The organism is Streptomyces sp. NPDC037273 (assembly GCF_055603625.1).
The window spans coordinates 420,797-442,730 of sequence record NZ_JBVJVO010000003.1; the positions used below are offsets into that span (position 1 = coordinate 420,797).

At 71.0% G+C, this 21,934-nt stretch carries 23 protein-coding genes; 16 read left to right on the forward strand and 7 right to left on the reverse strand.

Annotated features, from left to right (window positions below):
* Positions 1-21 precede the first annotated feature (21 nt).
* On the forward strand, positions 22-978 hold the full coding sequence (meaB, locus tag ACZ7G1_RS11250) for a methylmalonyl Co-A mutase-associated GTPase MeaB (RefSeq protein ID WP_470872283.1): 957 nt from the start codon (positions 22-24) through the stop codon (positions 976-978).
* Positions 979-1,048: 70 nt separating this feature from the next.
* Here the strand turns inward: meaB and ACZ7G1_RS11255 are convergent, their stop codons facing one another.
* The 4 genes from ACZ7G1_RS11255 to ACZ7G1_RS11270 all read right to left on the reverse strand — a co-directional run bounded on the left by ACZ7G1_RS11255 (position 1,049) and on the right by ACZ7G1_RS11270 (position 3,676).
* Complete coding sequence (locus ACZ7G1_RS11255) at positions 1,049-1,525, reverse strand: MarR family winged helix-turn-helix transcriptional regulator (protein ID WP_470872281.1); 477 nt, start codon at positions 1,523-1,525, stop codon at positions 1,049-1,051.
* A gap of 83 nt (positions 1,526-1,608) precedes the next feature.
* A complete protein-coding gene (locus ACZ7G1_RS11260) occupies positions 1,609-2,391 on the reverse strand; it encodes an AIM24 family protein (protein ID WP_470872279.1) in 783 nt (260 codons plus the stop codon).
* Entirely contained in the window at positions 2,388-3,038 is a 651-nt protein-coding gene (locus ACZ7G1_RS11265; protein ID WP_470872277.1) for an AIM24 family protein, read from the reverse strand. Before ACZ7G1_RS11265 ends, ACZ7G1_RS11260 begins: the two co-directional genes overlap by 4 nt.
* Positions 3,038-3,676, reverse strand: a complete 639-nt coding sequence (locus tag ACZ7G1_RS11270; RefSeq protein WP_362561796.1) for an AIM24 family protein — start codon at positions 3,674-3,676, stop codon at positions 3,038-3,040. The genes ACZ7G1_RS11265 and ACZ7G1_RS11270 overlap by 1 nt, the downstream gene beginning before the upstream one ends.
* Positions 3,677-3,783: 107 nt before the next feature.
* On the opposite strand from ACZ7G1_RS11270, the gene ACZ7G1_RS11275 reads away from it, so the two are divergent.
* The 7 genes from ACZ7G1_RS11275 (at position 3,784) to glxA (ending at position 10,582) form a co-directional block, all read left to right on the forward strand.
* Positions 3,784-4,131, forward strand: coding sequence for a DUF3817 domain-containing protein (locus tag ACZ7G1_RS11275; RefSeq protein WP_470872275.1), 348 nt, complete (start codon positions 3,784-3,786; stop codon positions 4,129-4,131).
* Entirely contained in the window at positions 4,128-4,421 is a 294-nt protein-coding gene (locus tag ACZ7G1_RS11280) for an MTH1187 family thiamine-binding protein (protein WP_116158775.1), read from the forward strand. The genes ACZ7G1_RS11275 and ACZ7G1_RS11280 overlap by 4 nt, the downstream gene beginning before the upstream one ends.
* A gap of 178 nt (positions 4,422-4,599) precedes the next feature.
* The gene (locus ACZ7G1_RS11285; protein ID WP_470872273.1) at positions 4,600-5,322 is read left to right on the forward strand and encodes a hypothetical protein; all 723 of its coding nucleotides are present in this window, start codon (positions 4,600-4,602) and stop codon (positions 5,320-5,322) included.
* A gap of 38 nt (positions 5,323-5,360) precedes the next feature.
* On the forward strand, positions 5,361-6,020 hold the full coding sequence (locus ACZ7G1_RS11290) for a DUF4166 domain-containing protein (protein WP_470872771.1): 660 nt from the start codon (positions 5,361-5,363) through the stop codon (positions 6,018-6,020).
* A complete protein-coding gene (locus tag ACZ7G1_RS11295) occupies positions 6,017-6,715 on the forward strand; it encodes a TetR/AcrR family transcriptional regulator (RefSeq protein ID WP_470872271.1) in 699 nt (232 codons plus the stop codon). Before ACZ7G1_RS11290 ends, ACZ7G1_RS11295 begins: the two co-directional genes overlap by 4 nt.
* Positions 6,716-6,805: 90 nt before the next feature.
* Positions 6,806-8,617, forward strand: coding sequence for a glycosyltransferase family 2 protein (locus ACZ7G1_RS11300; RefSeq protein ID WP_470872269.1), 1,812 nt, complete (start codon positions 6,806-6,808; stop codon positions 8,615-8,617).
* A gap of 3 nt (positions 8,618-8,620) precedes the next feature.
* Positions 8,621-10,582 (forward strand): radical copper oxidase GlxA, encoded by a 1,962-nt coding sequence (gene glxA, locus ACZ7G1_RS11305; RefSeq protein ID WP_470872267.1) that lies wholly within the window; start codon positions 8,621-8,623, stop codon positions 10,580-10,582.
* A gap of 11 nt (positions 10,583-10,593) precedes the next feature.
* On the opposite strand, the gene ACZ7G1_RS11310 is transcribed toward glxA, so the two are convergent.
* Both ACZ7G1_RS11310 and ACZ7G1_RS11315 read right to left on the reverse strand, forming a co-directional pair.
* Complete coding sequence (locus tag ACZ7G1_RS11310; RefSeq protein ID WP_470872266.1) at positions 10,594-11,610, reverse strand: glycoside hydrolase family 6 protein; 1,017 nt, start codon at positions 11,608-11,610, stop codon at positions 10,594-10,596.
* 56 nt (positions 11,611-11,666) lie between these two features.
* Positions 11,667-12,659: an ArsR/SmtB family transcription factor gene (locus ACZ7G1_RS11315; protein WP_470872264.1), complete on the reverse strand. Its 993-nt coding sequence runs from the start codon at positions 12,657-12,659 to the stop codon at positions 11,667-11,669.
* 70 nt (positions 12,660-12,729) lie between these two features.
* Here ACZ7G1_RS11315 and ACZ7G1_RS11320 point away from each other — a divergent pair, with 70 nt between their 5' ends.
* The 4 genes from ACZ7G1_RS11320 to ACZ7G1_RS11335 all read left to right on the forward strand — a co-directional run bounded on the left by ACZ7G1_RS11320 (position 12,730) and on the right by ACZ7G1_RS11335 (position 16,683).
* Positions 12,730-14,013, forward strand: a complete 1,284-nt coding sequence (locus tag ACZ7G1_RS11320) for an MFS transporter (RefSeq protein ID WP_470872263.1) — start codon at positions 12,730-12,732, stop codon at positions 14,011-14,013.
* A gap of 9 nt (positions 14,014-14,022) precedes the next feature.
* Entirely contained in the window at positions 14,023-14,532 is a 510-nt protein-coding gene (locus ACZ7G1_RS11325; RefSeq protein WP_470872261.1) for a MarR family winged helix-turn-helix transcriptional regulator, read from the forward strand.
* Positions 14,533-14,576: 44 nt separating this feature from the next.
* Positions 14,577-14,906 carry a DUF3817 domain-containing protein gene (locus ACZ7G1_RS11330; protein WP_470872260.1) on the forward strand — a complete coding sequence of 110 codons (330 nt, stop codon included), beginning with the start codon at positions 14,577-14,579 and terminating at the stop codon, positions 14,904-14,906.
* Between the two features lie 76 nt (positions 14,907-14,982).
* The gene (locus ACZ7G1_RS11335) at positions 14,983-16,683 is read left to right on the forward strand and encodes an acyl-CoA mutase large subunit family protein (RefSeq protein ID WP_470872258.1); all 1,701 of its coding nucleotides are present in this window, start codon (positions 14,983-14,985) and stop codon (positions 16,681-16,683) included.
* 67 nt (positions 16,684-16,750) lie between these two features.
* Here ACZ7G1_RS11335 and ACZ7G1_RS11340 read toward each other — a convergent pair whose 3' ends face one another.
* Positions 16,751-17,383 (reverse strand): TetR/AcrR family transcriptional regulator, encoded by a 633-nt coding sequence (locus ACZ7G1_RS11340; RefSeq protein ID WP_470872769.1) that lies wholly within the window; start codon positions 17,381-17,383, stop codon positions 16,751-16,753.
* 330 nt (positions 17,384-17,713) lie between these two features.
* On the opposite strand from ACZ7G1_RS11340, the gene ACZ7G1_RS11345 reads away from it, so the two are divergent.
* The 4 genes from ACZ7G1_RS11345 (at position 17,714) to ACZ7G1_RS11360 (ending at position 21,920) form a co-directional block, all read left to right on the forward strand.
* Positions 17,714-18,679, forward strand: a complete 966-nt coding sequence (locus ACZ7G1_RS11345; RefSeq protein ID WP_470872257.1) for a tetratricopeptide repeat protein — start codon at positions 17,714-17,716, stop codon at positions 18,677-18,679.
* Positions 18,680-19,282: 603 nt separating this feature from the next.
* Positions 19,283-19,945: a DUF6230 family protein gene (locus tag ACZ7G1_RS11350; RefSeq protein WP_470872256.1), complete on the forward strand. Its 663-nt coding sequence runs from the start codon at positions 19,283-19,285 to the stop codon at positions 19,943-19,945.
* A gap of 105 nt (positions 19,946-20,050) precedes the next feature.
* Positions 20,051-20,632, forward strand: coding sequence for a DUF6114 domain-containing protein (locus ACZ7G1_RS11355; protein ID WP_470872254.1), 582 nt, complete (start codon positions 20,051-20,053; stop codon positions 20,630-20,632).
* A complete protein-coding gene (locus ACZ7G1_RS11360) occupies positions 20,622-21,920 on the forward strand; it encodes a hypothetical protein (RefSeq protein ID WP_470872253.1) in 1,299 nt (432 codons plus the stop codon). Before ACZ7G1_RS11355 ends, ACZ7G1_RS11360 begins: the two co-directional genes overlap by 11 nt.
* Positions 21,921-21,934: the final 14 nt, after the last annotated feature.

Sequence of the window (21,934 nt, forward strand, 5' to 3'; positions counted from 1 at the left end):
CCCAACCGAGGAGCAGCGCAGATGGTGGACGTCCCCGAACTCGTCGCCCAGGCACGGGAGGGCAGGCCGCGGGCCGTGGCCCGGCTGATCTCGCTGGTGGAGGGGGCGTCCCCGCAGCTGCGCGAGGTGATGGCGGCGCTCGCCCCGCTGACCGGCGGCGCCTACGTGGTGGGCCTGACGGGCTCGCCCGGCGTCGGCAAGTCCACCTCGACGTCCGCGCTGGTCTCCGCCTACCGGCGGGCGGGCAAGCGGGTCGCGGTCCTGGCCGTCGACCCGTCCTCCCCGTTCAGCGGGGGAGCGCTCCTCGGTGACCGGGTCCGGATGTCGGAGCACGCCTCCGACCCGGGCGTCTACATCCGCTCCATGGCGACCCGCGGCCATCTCGGCGGGCTCGCCTGGTCGGCTCCGCAGGCCATCCGGGTCCTGGACGCCTCCGGCTTCGACGTGATCCTGGTGGAGACGGTGGGCGTGGGCCAGTCGGAGGTCGAGATCGCCTCCCAGGCCGACACCTCCGTCGTCCTCCTCGCGCCGGGCATGGGCGACGGGATCCAGGCCGCGAAGGCGGGCATCCTGGAGATCGGCGACCTGTACGTGGTGAACAAGGCCGACCGGGACGGGGCCGACGCCACCGCCCGGGAGCTCAACCACATGCTGGGCCTGGGCGAGGCGCGGGGCGCGGGCGACTGGCGGCCGCCGATCGTCAAGACGGTCGCGGCGCGCGGCGAGGGCATCGACGAGGTCGTGGAGGCCCTGGAGAAGCACCGGGCCTGGATGGAGGAGCACGGGGTCCTGGCGGAGCGCCGCCGGGCCCGCGCGGCGGGCGAGGTCGAGGCCATCGCGGTCACGGCCCTGCGCGAGCGGATCGGCGACCTGCACGGGGACCGGCGGCTCGACGCGCTCGCCGAGCGGATCGTGGCGGGCGACCTCGACCCGTACGCGGCCTCCGACGAGCTGATCGCGAGCCTGACCGGGCACTGATCCGGTACGACTCCGATGACGCGAAAGGGCCCCTCCGGATCACCGGAGGGGCCCTTCCGTGTCTGTCAGGTCACGGCTTGCCGCGGCGGCCGCGCAGCTGCTCGGCGATCGGCTTCAGGGACTCGTGGAGGTCGCCGAGGGCCTCGCCGCTGAGCTGGTCGATGAAGTGCCTGCGCACCGACTCGACGTGGTGCGGGGCGACCTTGCGCATGGTCTCCATGCCGGCGTCGGTGAGCACGGCGTAGAGCCCGCGGCGGTCGGACTCGCAGTTCTCGCGGCGGACGAGACCGGCGTTCTCCATGCGGGTGATCTGGTGGGAGAGCCGGCTCTTCGACTGGAGGGTGGCCGAGGCGAGGTCGCTCATGCGCAGCCGCCGCTCCGCCGACTCCGAGAGGTTCACCAGGATCTCGTAGTCGTTCATCGTCAGCCCGAACGGCTGGAGGTCCCTCTCCATCTGGTACGTCAGCATCCGCTGCACGTCCAGGAAGGTGCGCCAGGCGCACTGCTCGCCGTCGGTGAGCCACGGGGTGGCCGTCTCGGTCTCCATATATGGATTCTACCTAAGAAGTTGAATTCTTGACGAAGTCTGGGAGCGCGCGTTCGATCACGTCACACTCCGCAGACTACCGCTCACAGACCGAAGCGACGCTGGAGGTCTCCGAGCTGGCCGGGAAGGCGCGGTACCGCGCCGGGCATCGCCTGGCCGGAACCGTGCGGCTGCCCGCCGGGCACGCCCGCCTGCGCGGGAGGCCCGCCGATCGCCCGCTCCGCCATCAGGAGCTCCGTCGACTGGAGCAGCACCGTGCCCGCGCCGACGAACTCGAACTGGTGCTCCTCGCCGGAGGTGCCGCCGAGCCCCGTCAGGGCCCGTACACCGCCCATCACGCCGGTCATGTAGCCGTGGTCGTAATGATGACAGGGGGAGGGGCAGTCGGCCCAGCCGACCAGCGCCTGTGGGTCGACCCGCATCGGCGGCTCCATGAAGACCACCGGGCCGTTCGACGCGGCCACGAACTTGCCCGTGCCGATCAGCGTCACGAAGCCCGGCACGATCGACTGCTTCAGCGCGAGCGTGGGCTGGTACGCGAGCAGGTTGCCCGAACGGATCGTCAGGTTGCCCTCGTCCAGGTCGAACGAGTTCACGTCGAAGGCCCGGTCCGCCAGCAGCATCTTGCCGCTGCCCTCGGCCACCACCCAGTCGCTCGCGTGCAGCGGCGAGTGGAAGGAGGTCCGCACCAGCCGGTCGAGCCGGCCGTGGCCGATCCCGTTGAACTCGATCCGCCCGTAGTAGGCGATCATCTTCCCCTTCTGCAGGAACCACTGGGAGCCCTTGAGCTCCACGCAGAAGGTGTACGGGTTGACGTTGTCGTCCGACGGCAGGGAGTGCGGGTCGTGGATGACAGGGGTGCTCACAGCTTCTCCTCCGAGGCCTGGACGTACACCGCGCCGCTGCCGCTCAGCTCCAGCTGGAAGGCCTCGCCGGAGCCGCGGCCCACCATGTCGCGCCAGCCGAGCGCGGTGGAGAGCTTGTTCCGCACGTCGCCGTGGTGGGCCACGTACGCCTGCGGGTCGACGTGGACCGGGCGGCCGGGGGAGATCGGCAGCTCGATGACCCCGCCGTGGGCCATCACGGCCACCGAACCGTGGCCCTTGAGGGTCGTGGTGAAGAGGCCCTGGCCGGTCACCTGGCCGCGGACCATGCCCATGACCCCGCCCTGCGAGCCCATGAACATCGTGCCCTGCTCCAGCGTGCCGTCGAAGGCGAGGAGCCGGTCGGCCTCCACGCACAGGGTGTCGCCGGTGAGCGCGATCACCTGGATGTGGTGGCCGCCGTGCCCGAACATCACGGTGCCGTTGCCCTCGACGGTCATCAGCGGCGTCGCCTCGCCCGCCACCCGGCGGCCGATCATCGACATCAGGCCGCCCTGGCCGCCCGCGATGTTCGGCGTGAAAGTGACGTCCCCGCGGTACGCGAGCATCGCGCCCCGCTGGCTGAACATCCGCTGCCCGGGAATGACGGTCGCCTCGACCATCTTCGAGTTGATCTCGCGGAACGGCATCAGACGTCCCCTCCGATCGTGTTGCGCTCGCTCGGCTGGACGTACACGAGCCCGTCGCCCTCGAAGCGGATCTGGAAGGCCTCGCCACCGCCCTCGCCCATGAGGGTGCGGAAGGTCACACCCGACTGGAAGTGCTGCTGGAGGTTGCCCTGGTGCGCGATGTACGCCCCCGGGTCGACCTGGAGCGGGTACTGCGGGGTCACCCGCAGCACCACCGCCGGGCCGTCGGACATGATCGCCGCCTGCCCCGTGCCCTCGACGGTCGTCGTGAAGAGGCCGTTGCCGGTGGCCCCGCCCCGCAGACCCGTGAAGGTGGTGCCGGTGCGCAGCCCCGCGTCGGTGCACAGCAGATTGCTCGCCTCGACCCACAGCTTGTCCCCGTGCAGGGACACGAGGTTGATCTCGGAAGCCCGGTCCGCGAACCAGCAGGTCCCCTGGCCGCGTACCTCCATCACCTCCATCTGCTCACCCGTGAGCCGGCGGGTCACCATGCCGCGCAGGCCCTCACCGCCGCCGCTCATCTTCTTGAACGCCATCTGCCCGTCGTAGGCGACCATCGAGCCGTTCTTCGCCTTGACGGAGTCGCCGGTCATGCTCACGGCGAGCACTTTGCTGCCTTGGAGTCGGAACGTTGCCACCCGAGGAAGGTACTGGGCCCCCGGCTAAAGAGACAGCAAAGTCGCCGTGCACAATGGACGGGCCCTTGTGCATCCGTTCACAAGATCGAACGAAGGTGACCCCCTCCGTGGACCTCAAGACCGCTTCCTCCCTCCACCGGCTCCGGCTCGTCTCCGCGCCGGAGGCCGTCTCGTTCCTGCTCCTGCTGGTGTGCTCGGTGCTCAAGCGGACGACGGACTTCAACGCGGTGCCGGTCATGGGCGCGATCCACGGCGTCCTCTTCATCCTGTACGTCCTCTTCTGGCTGGACGCCTGGAACCGCACCAAGTGGAGCTTCGGCACCGCCGCCCTCTACTTCGTCCTCTCGGTGCTGCCCTTCGGCGGCTTCTACGCCGAGCGCAAGCTCAAGCGCGAGGCCGAGAACGCGGTCATCGCCTCCCGCGCCCGCGCCGAGCAGGGCGCGGTGAAGGCGTGATCGTCGCGTTCTCGGTGACCCCGCTGGGCGTGGGGGAGGAAGTCGGCGAGTACGTCGCCGACGCCGTACGGGTCGTCCGCGAGTCCGGACTTCCCAACCGCACGGACGCGATGTTCACCTCCATCGAGGGCGAGTGGGACGAGGTCATGGACGTCGTGAAGCGGGCCGTCGCCGCCGTCGAGGCGCGGGCGCCGCGTGTCTCGGTGGTGATGAAGGCGGACATCCGTCCGGGTGTGACGGACGGTCTGACGGCGAAGGTGGAGACGGTGGAGCGGCACCTCGGCGCCTGACGTCCCGGAGTCGCGACGAAGCCCCCGGTCCTGATCCAAGGGCCGGGGGCTTCGTCGTGGCGTGGTGTTGAGCGACTGCTCAAAATGAGGGTTGAGCGAGTGCTCAAAATCGGCTACCTTCGCTCGTGGGCAGTTTTGAGCGGTCGCTCAAGATGCCGGATGAGCTGGGGGAACGGTGATGGGTCTCTATATCGAGACGCGAGTGCGCACGGACCTGGAGACCCTCTGGGAACGGACGCAGGACCCCGACTGGCAGCAGCAGTGGGATCTGCGGTTCACGGAGATCGACTACCTGCCGCGGGTCGCGGGCGAGCCGCAGCGGTTCCGGTACGCGACGCGCGTGCTGCCCTTCCTGGTCGTCGCCGGGACCGGTGTCTCCGCGGGGGAGCGCCACCGGGCCGGCGGCGACCGGGTGTCGGCGCTGAGGTTCGCCTCGCCGCACCCGCTGTCGCTGCTCGCGGAGGGCAGTGGGTACTGGAGGTACGTGCCGACCGGGGACGGTGTCCGTTTCCTGACCGGATACGACTACCGGCCGCGCTGGGGGCGTCTCGGCCGTGTCGCCGACCGGCTGGTGTTCCGGCCGCTGATGGGCTGGGCCACCGCCTGGTCCTTCGACCGGCTGCGGCTGTGGTGCGAGCGGGGGATCACGCCGGACCGCGCCCGGAACCGGTGGCTGCTCGAAGCCCTCGCCCGGGTGCTCCTGGTGGCGGTGCCGTGGGCGGCGGTCTACCTCCCGCTGGGTCCGCTGTGGCTCGCTTCGGCGCCGCTCACCGTGCTCGGGCTGGCCGCCGCCGTCCTCGTACCGCCCTCGTCGAAGACCCCCGCGGCCCGGCGCTGTCTGCGCACCCCGCCCACCCGTACCCGGGAGCCCCGGCTCCTCGCCGCCCTGGAGCAGCTGTGACCGTGACCACCGCCCCGCCGTCGATCTTCCGTACGGCGATGGGGGACGCCGAGTTCGAGCGGCTGCATCCGGAGATTCAGCGACGGTTCTCGGTGGGGCTCGCGAGCGGGGAGCTGTGCGTCGGACGGGGTGTCATGGACCGTATCTGGCACGGCCGGGCGTTCGTGAAGCCGTTCCTCGCGGTCGGCGGGCTGCGGAACATCCTGCTGCCCCGCACCGGCCGCGACGTGCCCTTCCGGATCGAGAACGTGCCGTACGCCGACTCGTTCGGGCGGGAGACCGTCACCTTCGTGCGCACCTTCGCCCTGCCCGGCGGGCCCCGGCGCTTCGACGCGACGATGGTGCACAGTCCCGAGCGTGACTGCGTCCTCGACTACCTCGGCACCCACCAGCACCTCGCCAGCGATCTGCATCTGTCCGCCGAGCCGGACGGGTCGATGCTCATCACCTCCGGTGAACACCGCTTCCGTGAGGGCCCGTTGGACGTGAAGGTGCCCGAACTGGTCGGCGGACGGGCCGAGGTGCGCGAGTCCTTCGACGAGCGCACCGGCCGTTTCCGCATCGACGTGCGGGTGGTGAACCGGTACTTCGGGCCGCTCTTCGGCTACCAGGGGTCGTTCACCGCCGAGTACGCCGACGTAGGCTCCCGTGGGGTGCGCGCCGGGCTGCGCCCGGTGCGCGAGGAGGCAAGGGCATGAGCGGGGACGTCGCCGTGGGGGGCGCGAAGGGCCGCAAGGCGGCGGCGCAGGAGGCCCGCAGCCAGGAGACCCGGGAGAAGCTCCTCGAAGGCGCCCTGCGCACACTCGTCGAGCAGGGCATCGGCAAGGCGTCGGCGCGCGCCATCGCGACCACCGCCGGGGTCAACCAGGCCCTGGTCTTCTACCACTTCGGCTCCGTCGACGAACTGCTCGCCGCGGCCTGCCGGCACGGCGCCGAGCAGCGGGTGGCCCGCCACCGTGAGCGGCTCCGCGCCATCGGCAGCCTCAACGAGCTGCTCGCCTTCGGGCGCGAGATGCACGAGGAGGAGCGGGAGGCGGGGCACGTCGCGTTCCTGGGGCAGCTGCTCGCCGGGGCGCAGAGCCACCCGCGGCTCGTGCCGGCCACCGCTGCCGGGCTCGACCTGTGGATCACCGAGATCGAACAGGTGCTCGTCCGGGTCCTCGCGGGGACGCCGTTCGCCGAGTTCACCGACCCCGCCGGGCTCGCCCGCGCGGTCGGCGCCTCCTTCGTCGGCCTCGGCCTGTACGAGGGCGTCGACCCCGTCGGAGCGGAGGCGGCCTTCGCCGCCCTGGAGCAGCTGGGCGCCCTGATGACCGCGGTCGAGGAGCTGAATCCGGTCGCCAGGAGGGCCGTCACCTACACGCTGCGTCGACAGAGTGGTCGCGGTCGGTAAAACCGCTCACTCGGACGACTCCAGTCGACACGCCGAGCGATGTCCCCTTTTGTGGGGTTATCGACCCGTTCGACGACAGCTGGAGGCACCGTGCGGCCGGGAGGCTACGACTACGACACCTACAGCCGACTCGCCGGCCCGCTCACGGAGCCGGACCCGGCGGCCTACAAGGTGCAGTACCGAAGTCTGCTCTCGAAGGAGCCGCACCGAATACGAGCCGTCCTCCTGATGGGCCTCGCGCCGCTGCTGTCGGCGCTGCTCCTCGCCTATCTCGTCTGGCCGAGCCACTGGACCGTCCGCGAGGGCGACGACACCTGGCGCGTCCCGTACGACACCGTGATGCTCGTGTCGATCGGCCTCATCTGCTTCTTCATGCTGGTGAACGTCACCTCGATCGCCCACGCCACCATGGTCGCCCGCGACCCGATACCCGTGTACGCCGAGAAGGGCACCCGCGTCGCCTTCCTCACCACGTACGTCCCGGGCAAGGAACCGCTCACCATGGTCCGCGGCACCCTCGAAGGCGCCGTCCGGCTGCGGCACGAAGGACCGCTCGACATCTGGCTCCTCGACGAGGGCGACTCCGACGAGGCCAAGGCGCTCTGCGCGGAGCTCGGCGTCCGCCACTTCACCCGCGCCGGCGTCCCCGAGTGGAACCGCAAGAAGGGCGTCCACAAGGCGCGGACCAAGCACGGCAACTACAACGCCTGGCTCGCCCAGCACGGAGACGAGTACGACTTCTTCGCCTCCGTGGACACCGACCACGTGCCGCTGCCCAACTTCCTGGAGCGGATGCTCGGTTACTTCCGCGACCCCGACATCGCCTTCGTCGTCGGCCCGCAGGTCTACGGCAACTACGACAACCTCGTCACCAAGGCCGCCGAGTCGCAGCAGTTCCTCTTCCACGCCCTCATCCAGCGGGCCGGCAACCGCTACCGCTCGCCCATGTTCGTCGGCACCAACAACATCGTGCGGATCTCCGCCCTCAAGCAGGTCGGCGGCCTGTACGACTCCATCACCGAGGACATGGCGACCGGCTTCGAACTGCACCGCAGGAAGAACCCGCGCACCGGCCACTTCTGGCGCTCCGTCTACACCCCCGACGTGCTCGCCGTCGGCGAGGGCCCGGCCTCCTGGACCGACTTCTTCACCCAGCAGCTCCGCTGGTCCCGGGGCACCTACGAGACGATCCTCAAGCAGTTCTGGAAGGCGCCCTTCCGCACCCCGCCCGGCCGCCTCCTCAACTACACGCTGATGCTCGTCTACTACCCGATGACGGCCGTCAACTGGCTCCTCGGCATCCTCAGCTGCGTCCTCTACCTCTGGCTCGGCGCCTCCGGCACCCAGGTCTCCACCCAGGTGTGGCTGATGATCTACAGCGACGCCGTCGCCCTCCAGATCGGGCTCTACCTCTGGAACCGGCGGCACAACGTCTCCCCGCACGAACCCGAGGGCTCCGGCGGCCTCGCCGGCATGGCGATGTCCGCGCTCTCCGCGCCCATCTACCTCAAGTCCCTCGGCTCGGCGATCCTCCGCACCCGCGGCCGCTTCGTCGTCACCCCCAAGGGCGGCGCGGCCAGCCCCGACCGGGTCCTCACCTTCCGGATCCACCTCTACTGGGCGGTGGTCCTCATCGCCTCGCTCGTCGCTTCGGTCCACTACGGCCACACCCACGCCGCCATGCGCACCTGGGCCGTACTCGCCCTGGTCATCGCCCTGGCCCCGATCTCCGTCTGGGCCGTCACCGCCGTGCGCGCCCGCCGCGCCACCCGGATCAGGGAGCGCGCCAGGGCCCGCGCCCGCGCCCGTGGCCTCGCCGACGCCCGCGAAGGCGTCGAGGTCATCACGGCCGCGGTGCCGCCGCCCGTCACTCCCGCGCCCACGACGACCGGAGGGAACTGAGCCATGGCCTACCGGCCGTCGAAGAAGTTCAAGAAGACCCTGCTCGGCACCGCGGCCGTCCTGCTGCTCGCCGCGCTCAACGCCCCCGCCGCCGTCTCCTTCGCCGAGGAGAAGTACCACGCCTACAAGATCGCCCAGCCCGGGTACAAGCGGGAGTTCGGCTCCTGGGCCGAGGTCGACGTCCCCGCCGCGTACCGCGTCAACGCCATCCACGCGGCCCTCCTGCACACCGGCAAGGTGCTGCTGATCGCCGGCTCCGGCAACAGCCAGAAGAACTTCGACGCCGGGACCTTCGAGTCCGTCCTCTGGGACCCGGTGAAGAACACCTTCAAGAAGATCCCCACCCCCGAGGACTTCTTCTGCTCCGGCCACACCCAACTCCCCGACGGGCGGCTGCTCGTCGCCGGCGGCACCGCGCGGTACGAGATCCTCAACGGCGAGGTGAAGAAGGCCGGCGGCGGCATGCGGGTCAAGAACGAGAGCCCCGACAAGGCGGTCACCCTCAGGAAGGGCACCGTCTTCCGCTCCCCGTCCGGGATCGAGTACGTCTCCAAGTTCGACGTCACCGTCCCCAAGGCCAAGCGCGAGTTCGAGATCTCCTACTTCAAGAGCGGCCAGATGAAGCCGTGGGAGACCAAGGTCACCGCCGCCGAGGCCCGCGTCTTCGTCGAAGCCCGCAAGCCGGGCCCGCAGGCCCTCACCACCGAGGCCGCGCAGTACGAGGTCGTCGGCCTCAAGGGCGACGACGCCGACAACGTCTACGGCCTCGCCCAGAAGCTCACCACCGAGAAGCAGGACTTCCAGGGCATCAAGGGCGCCTACGAGTTCGACCCCAAGGCCGAGAAGTACATCCCGGTCGCCCCCATGAAGGACGCCCGCTGGTACCCCACCCTCGTCACCCTCGACGACGGCAGGGTCCTGGCCGTCTCCGGGCTCAACGACGTCGGCGACGTCGTCCCCGGCGACAACGAGTACTACGACCCCGGGACCAAGAAGTGGTCCAAGGGCCCCTTCCGCTACTTCCCCACCTATCCGTCCCTCTTCCTCACCAAGGGCGGCAAACTCCTCTACACCGGCTCCAACGCCGGATACGGCCCCGCCGAGAAGGGTCGCGAACCCGGCATCTGGGACCTGGAGAAGAACTCCTTCACCAAGCTCGGCGGCCTCACCGACCCCGACCGGCTGGAGACCTCCGCCTCCCTGCTGCTGCCGCCCGCCCAGGCCCAGAAGGTCATGGTCCTCGGCGGCGGCGGGGTCGGCGAGTCCTCCCGGTCCACCGCCCGCACCTCCATCGTCGACCTCTCGAAGGCCAGCCCCGCCTTCACCGACGGCCCTGCGCTCCCGCAGGGCACCCGCTACCTCAGCAGCGTCCTGATGCCCGACGACTCCGTCTTCACCACCGGCGGATCCGAGGACTACCGGGGCCGCAGCGGCAGCGACATCCTCAAGGCGCAGTTCTACGACCCCAGGAGCAACGCCTTCACCGAGGCGGCCGAGCCCACCGTCGGCCGCAACTACCACTCCGAGGCGCTGCTGCTCCCCGACGGCCGGGTCGCCACCTTCGGCTCCGACCCGCTCTTCGACGACAAGGACAACACCAAGCTCGGCACCTTCGAGCAGCGCATCGAGGTCTTCACCCCGCCCTATCTGCACCGCGCCGGCGACGACCGGCCCGTCCTCGGGGAGGGCTCGCAGGAACTCGATCAGAACGGCCGCGCCACCTTCAAGACGAAGGACGCCGACCGGATCGCCAAGGCCCGGCTGATGCGGCCCAGCGCCGTCACCCACACCACCGACGTCGAACAGCGCTCCGTCGAGCTCGGTCTGACGAAGGGCCAGGACGGCATGACCGTCACCGTCTCCGTACCGCGCGACCGGACCCTCGTACCGCCCGGCTGGTACATGCTCTTCGTCACCGACCAGGACGGCATCCCGTCCGAGGCGAAGTGGATCCAGGTGGAGTGAGGTCCCGGCCGCTACGACTTCGCCCTGCGGGCCAGACCCAGGGCGTAGTCCGGCCACCAGGTCCCGGCGGACGGGCCGCCCCGGCACTGGCCGTCCGAGTCGCCGGGGCGCTTGATCCACAGATAGGCGTCGACCAGATCGTCCCCGGTCCGGTCCGTCGGCGGCACGCCGAGGGAGCGGCCCGGCGGATTGCACCAGGCCTCCGCCCGGTCACCCGGGAGGGGGCCGTCGCCGTTCCTGCTGGTGTCCACCGTGAAGTGGGTGCCGCCGAGCAGGCCGGAGAGGGTGGCGCCGAAGCCCTTCACGATGTCGTTGCGCTGGAAGTTGGAGACGTTCAGGGAGAAGCCGTCGGCCCGCGCGACCCCCGCCCGGCGCAGCGGCTCCACCAGCTTGCCCGGGTCGTCGATCCAGGCCGGATTGCCCGCGTCGAGATAGACCCGGGTGCGGGGCTGCTGCTTCAGCCGCTTGATCGCGCCGGCCAGGAGCTCGTAGCGCTCGTCGTGGTACTGCGCCGGTGTGCAGCCGTCCACGATGTGCGGCACCGCGTCCGGCTCCAGGACCACGATCGCGGAGGCGTCGCCGATGGCCGTCGCGAAGGCGTCCACCCACTCGCGGTACGCCTGCCCGTCGTGCGAGCCGCCCGCCGAGTACATCCCGCAGTCGCGGTGCGGGATGTTGTACGCGACGAAGACGGCCGTGCGCTTCTCGGCCGACGCGCCCCGCACCGCGCGCGTGATCTCCGGTACGGGGTCGTCGCCGGCCGGCCAGTCCGCGACCGGCCGGTCCGCGATCCGCTTCAGGATCCGGGCGTCCTCGGCCCTGCCCTGTTCCTCGTACTGCCGCACCTGCCGGGCCGCGTCGCTGTCCGGGTCCACCCAGAACGGCGAGCCCGAGGCCGGCGCCGCGGCCTCGCCGCGCGTGGACGGCGGGCCGACGGGGCCCTTCGGCGGCTCTTCGTCACCGCAGCCGGTCAGGAGCAGCGCGGAGACGAGGGCCAGGGCGGCGGCGGTGACGGTGCGGCGGGACATCCGGCCCCCAGGGTCGGGTACGCGACGGGACAGACGGCGTCATCGTGACATAACGGTCACTTCGCGCCCGGCTGCGACACCGCGATCCCCAACGGGGTCCGCTCGTACAGCACCTGATGGCCGTACCGCCGCGAGGACAGCAGCCCCGCGTCCCGCAACACCGCGAGGTGCGCCGACACCGACGAAGGCGCCCTGCCCAGGAGATGCGCGAGCGCCGTCGTCCCCATCGGCTCCCCGAGCGCGCACAGCACGTCCGCCCGCACCGGTCCCAGCAGTCGCGCCAGCGCCTCCGGCGTCCGGTCGCCCGGCTCCGACCACAGCCCGCCGATCCCGCGCGCCGGATACGCCACCGTCGGCTGCCACGGCGGATCGAAACCGCTCACCACGTCCGGCCACGTGAACACCGACGGCACCAGCACCAGACCCTGCCCGTCCAGCGGCCGCACGTGCTCGCCCGGATACGCCACCCGCAGCGTCGCCGTCTCCGCCGCCCAGTCGAACGCCGGATGCAGTTCCCCGAGCAGCCGCTCAAGACCGCCCTCCGCGAGCCGCCGCGAGTGGTACGCCACATCCGCCTCCAGAAGCGCCCTCAGCCGCGGCCAGTCCGGCTCGATCAGCGACTCCCACGCGGCCTGGAGCAGATCCGCGATCCGCCCCACCGCACCCGCCGGATCGGCCAGCATCCGCCGCCCCTCCGACGTCTCCGCCGCCCCCGGCGTCTCGGCGAGCGCCCGCCGGAAGTCCACCAGGGCCAGCGCCGGATCCGTCTCCCGGACCGCCGCGATCTCCTCCTCGAAGGTGGCGGCCGGCCCCAGCGGCGGCGGATACAGCGAATCCGGGCTGTGCCCGCGCGCCGGCATGAGCAGATGCAGCGGCCCCAGGTCCAGCCCCCGGGCCGCCCCGGCGATCCGCCGCATCCACGGCAGGTGGTACCCCTGCTTCGCCGGCCGGGCGAGCACCCGCACCGCCGAGTGCGTCTCCCACAGCGGCGAGATCGCGAACCGGATCCGCATCGGATCGGCCTCGCCGAATTGCAGGTGGTACGGCACGGACCCTCCGAACATTCGCCTGGAGCCGAAAGTCTAGGGCGCGCGGGCCGCGCCCGGCACGCTGCCGTCCATGCCCACGAACGACACCCGGGCGCGGGACTCCGCGCCCGCACCCGAACCGCCCCCCGCCACGCCCCCCGCGAGCCCCGGATACCGGGCCGTCTTCGCCGTCCGCGAGTTCCGGATCGTCTTCGTGGCCCACCTGTTCTCGCTGATCGGCGTCGTCGTCAGCGAACTGGCGCTGACCGTCCTCGTCTACGACCTGACGAAGTCGCCGCTGCTCTCCTCGCTGACCTTCGCGCTCGGATTCCTGCCCTACCTCCTCGGCGGCACCCTGCTCGCCGGGCTCACCGACCGGCTGCCGCCCCGCCGCATCCTCGTCGTCTGCGACCTCGTCTGCGCCGCCTGCGTCGCCACCATGGTCGTCCCCGCCACCCCGGTCGCGCTGCTGCTCGTGCTCCGCTGCGCCATCGCCGTCGTCTCGCCCGTCTTCAACGGCACCCGGATGGCGACCCTCGCCGACATCCTCGGCGAAGGCGACCTGTTCGTCCTCGGCCGCTCGCTCCTGCGGATCGTCTCGCAGAGCGCCCTCCTGACCGGCTTCGCCGTCGGCGGCGTCCTGCTCACCGCCGTACCGCCGCGCGGCGCGCTCGCCGTCACCGCCACCACCTTCGTGCTCTCCGCGCTGCTGCTCCGCTTCGGCACCGTCCGCCGCCCCGCCCGGGCGTCCGGGAAGACCCGCGGCGGACTCGCCGGCACCTGGGACGTGCTGCGGAACCGCCGGGTGCGCGCCCTGATGCTGATGTTCTGGGTGCCGCCGCTGTTCGCCGTCGTACCCGAGGCGCTCGCCGCGCCCTACGCCGACGAGATCGGCGCCTCCACCGCCGCCCTCGGCCTCCTCATGTGCGCGCTGCCCGTCGGCACCATCGCGGGCGAGCTGTTCGCCGGCTCCTTCCTCAGCGCGGCGACCCGCTCCCGCATCGTGCTGCCGCTCGCCGTCGTGGGCGTGCTGCCCTACCTCCTGTACGCCCCCGCGCCCGGCCTCGGCCTCGCCGCCCTCGCGCTCTTCCTGGCCGGCGCCACCGGCGCGTACACCCTCGGCCTCGACGCCTGGTTCGTCACGGCCGTCCCCGAGGAGCAGCGGGGGAGGGCGATGACCCTGATGACCGCGGGCATGATGACCGTCCAGGGCGTCGGGATGGCGGGCGCCGGGATCGCCGCCGAGTTCGCCTCCGTGCACGCGGTCGTCGCGGGCGCGGGAGTCCTCGGCACGGTGTGCGTCCTCGCCGTCGTCGCCGAGCTGCGGGCGACCGAAGTACGAGACGGGGCTGACCGGCATATGACCAGTCGGTAAGGTCGACGCGTGCCGAAGCCGCTCAGTCTCCCCTTCGACCCCATCGCACGCGCCGACGAACTCTGGCAGAAGCGCTGGGGCCCGGTCCCCTCGATGGCCGCGATCACCTCGATCATGCGCGCCCACCAGATCCTCCTCGCCGAGGTCGACGCCGTCGTCAAGCCGTACGGACTGACCTTCGCGCGGTACGAGGCCCTGGTGCTGCTCACCTTCTCCAAGGCCGGGGAGCTGCCGATGTCCAAGATCGGCGAGCGGCTGATGGTCCACCCCACCTCGGTGACCAACACCGTCGACCGGCTGGTGAAGTCCGGCCTCGTCGACAAGCGCCCCAACCCCAACGACGGCCGCGGCACCCTCGCCTCCATCACCGCGAAGGGCCGCGAGGTCGTCGAGTCCGCCACCCGCGACCTCATGGACATGGACTTCGGCCTCGGTGCCTACGACGCCGAGGAATGCGCCGAGATCTTCGCCATGCTCCGCCCCCTGCGCGTCGCGGCGGACGACTTCGACGAGGGCTGACCCCCGCGAAGATCGCCCCGGAACGGGCGGTTACGCTCGACGGCATGAAAGAGACTGTGCTGACCCGCTACCGGGTCATGGCCTACATCACCGCGATCTGGCTCCTCGTCTTCACGGGCGCGATCGTCGCCAAGTACGTGTTCGACGCCGGTGACACCATGCTGATCTCGCAGATCCACGGTGTGCTCTTCATCATCTACGTCCTCTTCGCCTTCGACCTGGGCTCCAAGTCGAAGTGGCCGTTCGGCAAGCTGCTGTGGGTGCTGGCCGCCGGCTGCATCCCCTTCGCCTCGTTCTTCGTCGAGCCGAAGGTCACCCGCGAGGCGCGCGCGCTGATCGCGGAGACGGCGGCTCCCGCGACCGTCAAGGCCTGACCCCGCAGACCCCCCGCACGTATGTGCGGGGGTTTGCCATCGACATTTACTAGGACGTCCTAGTAAATTCGAAGGCATGGACGCTGACGCCATCGAGGAAGGCCGCCGTCGCTGGCAGGCCCGTTACGACAAGGCCCGCAAGCGGGACGCCGACTTCACCACGCTCTCCGGGGACGAGGTGGAGCCCGTGTACGGGCCCCGCCCCGGCGACACCTACGAGGGGTTCGAGCGCATCGGCTGGCCCGGTGAGTACCCCTTCACCCGGGGACTGCACCCCACCGGCTACCGGGGCCGGACCTGGACCATCCGCCAGTTCGCGGGCTTCGGCAACGCCGAGCAGACCAACGAGCGGTACAAGATGATCCTGGAGGCGGGCGGCGGCGGCCTCTCCGTCGCCTTCGACATGCCCACCCTCATGGGCCGCGACTCCGACGACCCCCGCGCCCTCGGCGAGGTCGGCCACTGCGGTGTCGCCATCGACTCCGCCGCCGACATGGAGGTCCTCTTCAAGGACATCCCGCTCGGCGACGTCACCACCTCGATGACGATCTCCGGCCCGGCCGTCCCGGTCTTCTGCATGTACCTGGTCGCCGCCGAGCGGCAGGGCGTGGACCCGGCCGTCCTCAACGGCACGCTCCAGACCGACATCTTCAAGGAGTACATCGCGCAGAAGGAGTGGCTCTTCGAGCCCGAGCCCCATCTGCGCCTCATCGGCGACCTGATGGAGCACTGCGCGCAGGGCATCCCCGCGTACAAGCCGCTCTCCGTCTCCGGCTACCACATCCGCGAGGCCGGGGCGACGGCCGCGCAGGAGCTCGCGTACACCCTCGCCGACGGCTTCGGCTACGTCGAGCTGGGGCTGAGCCGCGGCCTGGACGTGGACGTCTTCGCCCCCGGCCTCTCCTTCTTCTTCGACGCCCACCTCGACTTCTTCGAGGAGATCGCCAAGTTCCGCGCCGCCCGCCGGATCTGGGCCCGCTGGATGAAGGAGGTCTACGGCGCCAAGACCGACAAGGCGCAGTGGCTCCGCTTCCACACCCAGACCGCCGGCGTCTCCCTCACCGCCCAGCAGCCGTACAACAACGTCGTGCGGACCGCGGTCGAGGCCCTCTCCGCCGTCCTCGGCGGCACCAACTCCCTCCACACCAACGCCCTCGACGAGACCCTCGCGCTCCCCAGCGCGCAGGCCGCCGAGATCGCGCTCCGCACCCAGCAGGTGCTCATGGAGGAGACCGGCGTCGCCAACGTCGCCGACCCGCTGGGCGGCTCCTGGTACGTCGAGCAGCTCACCGACCGCATCGAGGCCGACGCCGAGAAGATCTTCGACCAGATCAGGGAGCGCGGCCGCCGCGCCCACCCGGACGGTCAGCACCCGATCGGCCCGATCACCTCCGGCATCCTGCGCGGCATCGAGGACGGCTGGTTCACCGGCGAGATCGCCGAGTCCGCCTTCCAGTACCAGCGGTCCCTGGAGAAGGGCGACAAGCGGGTCGTCGGCGTCAACGTCCACCACGGCTCGGTCACCGGCGACCTGGAGATCCTCCGCGTCAGCCACGAGGTCGAGTGGGAGCAGGTCCGCGTCCTCGGCGAGCGCAAGGAGCGCCGTGACGACGCCAAGGTCCGCGCCTCCCTCGACGCCATGCTGGCGGCCGCCCGCGACGGCTCGAACATGATCGCCCCGATGCTGGAGGCCGTACGGGCCGAGGCCACGCTCGGCGAGATCTGCGACGCGCTGCGCGACGAGTGGGGCGTCTACACGGAGCCCCCGGGCTTCTGATCCCCACCTCGTGACGAGGAAGAGGGGCGGTACGGGACTCCCGTACCGCCCCTCTCGCGTGCGCGGGTCAGCCGGCGGCGGCCACCGCGCCCAGGCCGCCCACGAGCAGGGCGGAGAGGCGGGCCACCCAGGCCGCGTCGACCGGCTCGGCGCTGACGAGCGCGCGGTGGACGACCGCGCCGGCGATCACGTCGAAGATCAGGTCGTCGGCGGCGTCCGTGGTGAGCGGGTCGCGGTCAGGGGGGAGCTCGCCGCGCTGCTGGGCCCGCATGCGGCCGGCGAGCACGAGGCGCTTCTGGCGGTCGACGATCGAGGAGCGGATGCGCTCGCGCAGGGGTGCGTCGCGGGTGGACTCGGCGACCACCGCCATCAGGGCCGTCTTGGTCTCGGGCCGTTCCAGGAGCGCGGCGAACTGGAGTACGACGTGCTCGATGTCGGCCTGGAGGGAACCAAGGTCGGGCAGTTCGAGTTCATCGAAGAGGACGGCGACGGCGTCGACCACGAGTTCGTTCTTGTTGGCCCAGCGGCGGTACAGGGTCGTCTTCGCCACTCCGGCGCGGCCGGCCACGTCCCCCATCGTCAGTTTCGACCAGCCCAGCTCGACCAGGGCCGCGCGGGTCGCTTCCAGGATGGCCGTGTCGGCCTCGGGGGAGCGGGGGCGCCCGGTGCGGCTGGTGGGAGGTTTGGTGCGGCGACACATGGACGACATGGAAACCGACCATACCCGTCGGTAGGTATCGCGCCAGAGGTGCGCGATGTGAGGCAGTTCACCGTGCGGATCGTGTCCGGGCCCTCCCTCGGGATCCCCCTCCGGAGATACGCTACGACCTGTAGCGAAAGGCATTGAGCGGCCTGAGCGACAACCAGAGCGCCGGGTGGGGATCCGGCGGGTCATCGGGTGGGGACCCGATGCGAACGAAGACGAAGAACCGTGTCGTCCACGCGTCTCGCACACCGGCGGGAGACGTGCGGACGGCACGGTTCAGCCATGGCTTACCGGTTACGCGCGCGGAAGGGGGAGGATGTACCCATGCAGCCCCGAAACATGTCCATGAGCGGCGTCGTCGACCTCGCCGCGGTGAAGGCGGCCGGAGAGGCCAAGGCGAAGGCGGAGCAGGCGCGCGCCGAGGCCGCCCGGCAGGGCGGGACGCCCGCTGTGGCGCCCTCCGCCCTGGTGATCGACGTCGACGAGGCGGGCTTCGAGCGCGATGTGCTCCAGCGCTCCGCCGAGGTCCCGGTCGTCCTCGACTTCTGGGCCGAGTGGTGCGAGCCGTGCAAGCAGCTCGGCCCTCTCCTGGAGCGGCTGGCCGTCGAGTACAACGGCCGCTTCCTGCTCGCGAAGATCGACGTCGACGCCAACCAGATGCTGATGCAGCAGTTCGGCATCCAGGGAATTCCGGCCGTTTTCGCGGTGGTCGCCGGTCAGGCGCTGCCGCTCTTCCAGGGCGCGGTGCCCGAGGCGCAGATCCGGGAGACCCTCGACCAGCTGATCCAGATCGGCGAGGAGCGCTTCGGTCTGACCGGCATCGTCGTGGACGCGGACGCGGAGGGTTCGGCGCCCGCCGAGCGGCCCGCGGGTCCGTACGACGCGCTGCTCGAAGCGGCGATGTCCGCGCTCGACGCGGGTGATCTGGCCGGTGCCGTCCAGGCGTACAAGAACGTGCTCGCCGACGACCCGGCGCACCCCGAGGCCAAGCTCGGTCTCGCGCAGGCCGACCTGCTCCAGCGGGTGCAGGGTCTCGACGCCGGTGTCGTCCGGAAGAACGCGGCGGACAACCCGGCCGACGTGGCCGCGCAGATCGCCGCCGCCGACCTGGATCTGGTGGGCGGTCACGTGCAGGACGCCTTCGGGCGTCTGGTGGAGACCGTGCGCCGCACGGCCGGCGAGGACCGGGACGCGGCGCGGCTGCGGCTGCTCGAGCTGTTCGAGGTGATCGGCGCGGACGACCCGCGTGTGACGGCGGGCCGTCAGGCTCTCGCCCGCGTGCTGTTCTGAGGCCTTTCCCGCCCTCCGGGCGGGCGCCGGATCGTCCGACGATTTGGCGACAGAGCGACAGAAGGCGGCCGCGCTTTACCAAAACTTGGTAATCGCGGCCGCTGTTACTTGCAGTAAATCGAACCCGTGATTCTGTCCGGATTCATACGGCTATCTGCCGATAACGCCGGTCACGTGACCGCACCCTGTGTGCCCGTTCGGCGCCGCCCCGCCATCGCCTGGTTATCCACCCGTTACTAGTGAGTAACGAACCCCCTTGTGCGGGGGCCCGTAATGGACCACGATCGGCGACGCTCGGTCCGAACCGCACCACCGGCCCACCAACCCCGGAAAACGCGGCGAAGGTCCCCACCGGGCGGACCGGTGCCCCGGCGCCGGTCGTGGACAGGGGGGTTCCCGCTCTCACCGAACGGGGCCTGTCCAACTCAGGCCACGCGAAAAGCGTGGCCCTGGTTGTCGCTCGGGGGTGATCGCCGGTGATTCGGACGCGCAGCGCGCCGCCCGATGCCTCGGCGCTCTCCTTCCCGAGGACGTAGCTCTTCTCCCATCCCAGGACGGCCCCCCGGCCCTCCCGAGATGTACGTCCGAGAAGGAGGAATTCTCATGAAGTCCCAGGTTCGTGGCGGAACCAGGTGGAAGCGGTTCGCCGTCGTCATGGTCCCGAGCGTGGCCGCGACGGCCGCGATCGGTGTCGGTCTGGCCCAGGGTGCGCTCGCCGCGTCCTTCGCGATCTCCGGCCAGGAGTTCAAGGTCTCCACCGACAAGCTCGAGGGCACCGAGTTCGTCCAGTACGGCAGCGTCGCCAAGGGCAAGAAGCTGGACGGCACGCCGTTCGGCGCCCCGGTCGCGGTCTCCGGCTTCGACACCGCCAAGATCACCAACATGTGCCAGTCCGTCGTGACCCCGGTTCCGGGTCTCGGCGACATCACCCTCCGCCTGGAGGCCGGCACCCAGGGCGCGTCCAACCCCGACAAGCGGGTCGACGCGAAGGACCTGTACCTCGACGTCTCGTACCTCGAGGCCGACGCCGAGTTCACGAACATCGACATCGGCGTCGCCGCCGGTTCGCTTCCGAAGACCCCCGGCGGCCAGGGCATCCAGCCCAACACCCAGGCCAACGAGAACGGCTTCGGCCAGCGCGCCGACAGCGTCACGCTGACCAAGGTCAAGCAGAAGGCGTGGGCCACCACGGCCGCCACCTTCAAGCTCCCCGACCTGAGCCTGTCCCTGCACCGGGGCACGGACAAGGAGTGCTTCAAGGGCTGACCGGCCCCCAGTGTGGGGGGCGCTCCGGCGGCCCGCACCCGCTCCGGGGACCCGTCCCCGCTTCGTACCTCTTCTCAGCAACACCGCTTCCAGGGAGCTGTTTCCATGAGCGCCGAGACCCCTGCCTCCCACGGAGTCCCCGAGCAGGACAACCGGTTCAAGGTCTGGCGGCAGACCCGGCCCTTCTGGGCGGGCCTGCTCACCATCCTCGGTGGTGTGCCGATCGCCTACCTCCCCTACGGTGACCTGCGCTTCGGCAACATCACCATGGCCATGAAGACGACCGCCGGAGCCGGCGCGCTGATCATCGGCGTCCTGCTCATCACGCTCGGCCTGACGATGTGGTTCCAGCCCATCGTCCGGGTGTTCGCGGGCGTCGCGACGATCGTGCTGGGGCTGGTCTCCATTCCCGTGTCGAACTTCGGCGGTCTCGTCATCGGGTTCCTGCTCTCCCTCGTCGGCGGAGGCATGTCCGTCGCCTGGGCGCCCGCACCACCGGTCGAGGAAGCCCTCGCCCACGCCCCCGAGGCCGGGACCGAAGGAGCACCGGAGGCGTCCGCCGAGACCGAACTCCTGTACGGCTCCGAGGCCGCCGAGGTCTCCGAGCTCCCGGAGCAGCGCGAGGCGGAGCACCACCTGACCGAAACGACGATCGACGCCAACGGCGGGAGGAACAGTGCGGGGTGACGAGAATCAGTCGGCGCTCGCGAAGGGGGGACCGCGGCACGCGGCCCCGCGCAAGTCGCTGCTGAACAGGATCCAGGGCCCCGCGGGCAAGGCGATGGCGCTCGCCGCCATGCCGACCGCGGTGCTCGTGGGCATGGGCCTCGCCCCCAGCCCCGCACTCGCCGACGAGAAGGACATCCCCTTCGCGCCCGGCCCCTGCGTCACGCGCTCCGACGAGCCGACGCCCGAGGCCACCGAGAGCGCCAAGCCGACCGGGACCGCGAAGCCGACGCCCACCGCCACGGCCACGCCCACCGGCACCCCGTCCGGCACCGCCACGCCGACGCCGACCGCGACGGCCACGGAGCAGTCGGCCGCGCCGCAGTCGCAGGAGCGGGCGAAGGCCCCCGCCCCGGCCGCGACGCCGTCCGCCTCGGCCTCGCCGTCCGTCACGCCCACCCCGACGAAGTCCAGGAACCCGCTGGACCCGCTGGGCGTCGGCGACGCGCTCAAGGACCTCTTCGACGGCCCGGACCCCAAGCCGTCGGCCACGCCCACCACGGCGGCCCCGACGACCCAGGCGCCGGCCGCCCGCCCGGCCGCCGAGGACGCGCCCGCCACCACCGCGCCGAAGCCGCCGGCCGCGGACACCACGGCGAAGCCGGCCACCGACCCGGCCGCCGAGGAGGCCAAGGCCGCGATCCGCGCGGCGGCCCGGAAGGCCGGCGCCGAGACCGCGGAGCTGCCGGAGAGCGCCAAGGGCCTCGACGCCAAGAAGGACGAGGACATACCCGAGGGCGCCAAGCCCCGCTTCCCGTGCCCCGAGCGCGACGCCGCGGCGCTCGCCGCCGCCGAGGTGGAACCCGGCATCCCGCTGCTGCCGGACGCCCCCTGGCGTCTGGAGACCTCGCGGCTCGAACTGATCGGCCTGAAGTACCACGGCATCGTCGAGGTGAAGACCTACGGCGGCAAGATCAAGAAGGTGCTGAAGTTCACCGCGTCCTCGGTGAAGATCGACCACCTCCACCAGATCACGGAGCACTCCGACGGCAGGGAGGCCCACGTCCGCTCCCTGCCCCGGAACCCGCTCGACAAGACGTCGACCATCACCGGCGGCACGGTGACGATGTACACGGAGGAGCTGAAGGGCAACCTCTTCGGCATCATCCCGATCACCTTCGGCCCGGAGTCCCCGCCGCCGCTGGACATCCCGTGGGTCGTCTTCACCAACGTGAAGCTCAAGCAGGCCGGCCAGTTCGGCGGCACCCTCAAGATCCCCGGCCTCCACAACACGATCGAGGCCGGCTGACCCCCCGTACCACT